This window comes from Microbacterium sp. (genome assembly GCF_035277845.1).
Classification (GTDB): Bacteria; Actinomycetota; Actinomycetes; order Actinomycetales; family Microbacteriaceae; genus Microbacterium.
In genome coordinates, this window is the sequence record NZ_DATEJS010000093.1 from 1 (window position 1) to 3225 (window position 3225).

The window sequence follows — 3225 nt, forward strand, 5'->3', positions numbered from 1 at the left end:
CCGCCGAGCTCGCCGACCACGAGCGCGTGCTCGTGGTCAGTTCGACGTTCGGCACCGGGGGTCCGCCCGACAACGGGGCCGCGTTCTGGACGCACCTGGCCGCGGACGATGCGCCGCGGCTCGACGGCACCGGCTACGCGGTCCTCGCCCTCGGCGACTCCAGCTACGACGACTTCTGCGGCCACGGACGCAATCTGCACTCGCGGCTCGAAGAGCTCGGCGGGGAGCCGCTGCTGGAGCGGGTCGACTGCGAGCCGTTCGACGACTCGGTCGCGGAGGAGTGGATCGACCAGGTGCTCGAGGTGCTGCTCGGCGAACCCGCATCCTCCGCGGTGCAGGATGCCCCGGCCCCGACCGTCGTGGCGTCACCGCCGGAACCGGTGACCTTCACGCGCGCCGCGCCGCTGTCGGCGCCGCTGCTCACCAACCGGGTGCTGGGCGGGGCCGGGTCGGCGAAGGAGGTGCGCCAGTTCGGGTTCGCCCTTCCCGACGACGCGACGTACGAGGCCGGCGACGCACTCGGAATCGTGTGCGAGAACGCCCCCGCGGTCGTGGCCGACTGGATCGCGGCGACCGGCCTCGACGGCCGCACGACCGTGTCGGTGGGGGGCGAGGAGCTGCCGCTCGCGGAGGCGCTGCGCACCCGTCGCGATGTGACCCGGATCGGTTCGGAGCTGCTCTCGTTCGTCGTCGAGCGGAGCGCATCCACGCACGCCGCCCGTCTCGTCGGGCGCGACAACCGCTCCCGTCTCGACCAGTACCTGTGGGGCCGGCAGGCGGTCGATCTGCTGCGGGAGTTCCCGGTGCAGGCCACGGCGCAGGACTGGATCGACGTCCTCAAGCCCTTGCAACCGCGGCAGTACTCGATCTCGTCGAGCCCCAAGACGAGCCCGGGCGAGGTGCAGCTGACCGTCTCGGTGGTGCGGTTCGAGACCGAGGAGGGGATGCCGCGCGGCGGCGTCTGCTCCACGTACCTCGCCGACCGGGCCGAGCACGTCCCGGTCTTCCTGCAGCGGGCGGCGCACTTCCGCCCGCCGCGCGACCCGAACACCCCGATGATCATGATCGGGGCGGGCACGGGCGTCGCGCCCTTCCGCGCCTTCCTGCACGACCGGCGCGCGGACGGCGCGCGTGGACGCAACTGGCTGCTGTTCGGCGAACAGCACGAGGCATCCGACTTCTACTATCGCGACGAGTGGGATGCCATGAGCCGGGACGGATTCCTCACCCGGATCGACACGGCCTTCTCACGCGACCAGCGGCAGAAGGTCTACGTGCAGGATCGCATGCGCGAGCACGGGGCCGCACTGTGGCGGTGGCTCGAGGACGGCGCTCACGTGTACGTGTGCGGGGACGCCGCCCGCATGGCCGCCGACGTCGATGCCGCGCTGCTGCAGATCGTGCAGGCGCACGGCGGCATGGATGCCGACACGGCGCTCGCCTACAAGCAGCGGCTGGCGGCCGAGAAGCGCTACGCGCGCGACGTGTACTGAGCCGGCAACGAGAAGTCCCCACCCGAGGGATCGGGTGGGGACCTTCCCGTTTGCCGGACGTCAGATGCGGCGCAGCGCGAGGGCCCGACGCGGGACCGCGTACACCGCGACCGTGACCACCAGCAGCACGACGTACGCCGCCGCGAACCCGAGGAAGGCGGCCGTGTAGGCGCCCGTCGCCGCGTGCGACGCGCTCAGGATCTGCGGGATGACGAAGCCGCCGTAGGCGCCGATCGCCGAGATCAGCCCCAGTGCCGCGGCCGCCTTGCGGGCCACCGTCGCATCCGCCGCCGCGGTGACCTCCCCGCGGGCGGAGAACACGTGCGGGATCATGCGGTACGTCGCCCCGTTGCCGATCCCGGTCGCGGCGAACAGCACCAGGAAGCAGCCGAGGAACAGCGCGAAGCTGTGCAGCGGCAGCGTGGCCACGACGGTGAGTGCGCCGGCCGCCATCACGCCGAACGCACCCGCGGCGACCCGCGCGCCGCCCAGGCGATCGGCGAGGCGACCGCCGTACGGGCGGGAGAGGGATCCGACGAGGGCGCCGAGGAACGCGAGGGACACCGCCGCGCCTCCGACGTGCAGCGCCGAGAACGCGGGGAACTGGTCGGCGATGAGCTTGGGGAAGACGCTCGCGAACCCGATGAACGAGCCGAACGTGCCGACGTACAGCAGCGCGAGCAGCCACAGGTGCGGTTCGCGCAGCGTGGCGGCGGAACCGGCGAGGTCGGACTTCGCCGACGTCAGGTTGTCCATGCGGCGCCACGCGCCCCACATCGCGAGCAGGATGAACGGCACCCAGATCCAGCCCGCCCACGACACGCGCATCATGCTGCCCGCCCCGAGCGTCACGACGATCGGCACCAGGAACTGGGCCACCGCGGTGCCGACGTTGCCGCCTGCCGCGTTCAGGCCCAGCGCCCAGCCCTTCTCCCGCTGCGGGAAGAAGTGCGTGATGTTCGCCATGGAGCTCGCGAAGTTGCCGCCGCCGAGGCCGGCGAGGCCCGCCACCGTCAGCATGACGCCGAACGGCGTGTGCGGGTTCGCCACCACGACTCCGAGCAGCACGGCGGGCACCAGCAGCAGGGCGGCGGAGACGATCGTCCAGTTGCGACCGCCGAAGCGGGCGACCATGAACGAGTAGGGGAAGCGCAGGGTGGCACCCACGAGGCTCGGCAGCGAGATGAGCCAGAACGACTGGGTGTCGGTGAAGGTGAAGCCCGCCGCGGGCAGCAGCACCACGACGATGCTCCACAGCTGCCACACCACGAATCCGAGGAACTCGGTGAAGATCGACCAGCCGAGGTTGCGGCGCGCGATGTCGCGTCCGCCGGCGCGCCAGAAGGCGGTGTCCTCGGGGTCGTACCCGTCCAGCCAGCGACCGGGACGGGTGGTGAGGACGACGGCGCCCTCATCTGCTCGTACTGCTGTCGTCATTGCCGACCTCCATCTCTGCGGCCGCGGTCTTCGGATCGAGCGGCCGGTGACCCGACGCTACGAGCCGCGTGTTTCGGAGTCGGCCTCGAGACGGTGTCGTGGTCGTCACGCTTTGCGCACTTGCCGCAGTGCCGTCTGCTGAGGGCCGCGTCACACGCCGGACACATGCGTCCGGGCGGTTCAGTCCTCCGCGCGGTCGAGCCGGTAGCCGCGCTTGACGATCGTCTTGATGAGGCCCGGCTCTCCGACCGCCTCGCGCACGCGCGCCACGGCGACCTCCACGGCGTGCGGGTTC

2 protein-coding genes are annotated in these 3225 nt (G+C 71.7%); one reads left to right on the forward strand and one right to left on the reverse strand.

Annotated features, from left to right (window positions below):
* A partial coding sequence (locus tag VJR25_RS03985; RefSeq protein ID WP_324112754.1) for a diflavin oxidoreductase occupies positions 1 to 1493 on the forward strand: 1493 nt, incomplete at its 5' end.
* Between the two features lie 60 nt (positions 1494 to 1553).
* Here the strand turns inward: VJR25_RS03985 and VJR25_RS03990 are convergent.
* Entirely contained in the window at positions 1554 to 2930 is a 1377-nt protein-coding gene (locus tag VJR25_RS03990) for an MFS transporter (RefSeq protein WP_324112757.1), read from the reverse strand.
* Positions 2931 to 3225: the final 295 nt, after the last annotated feature.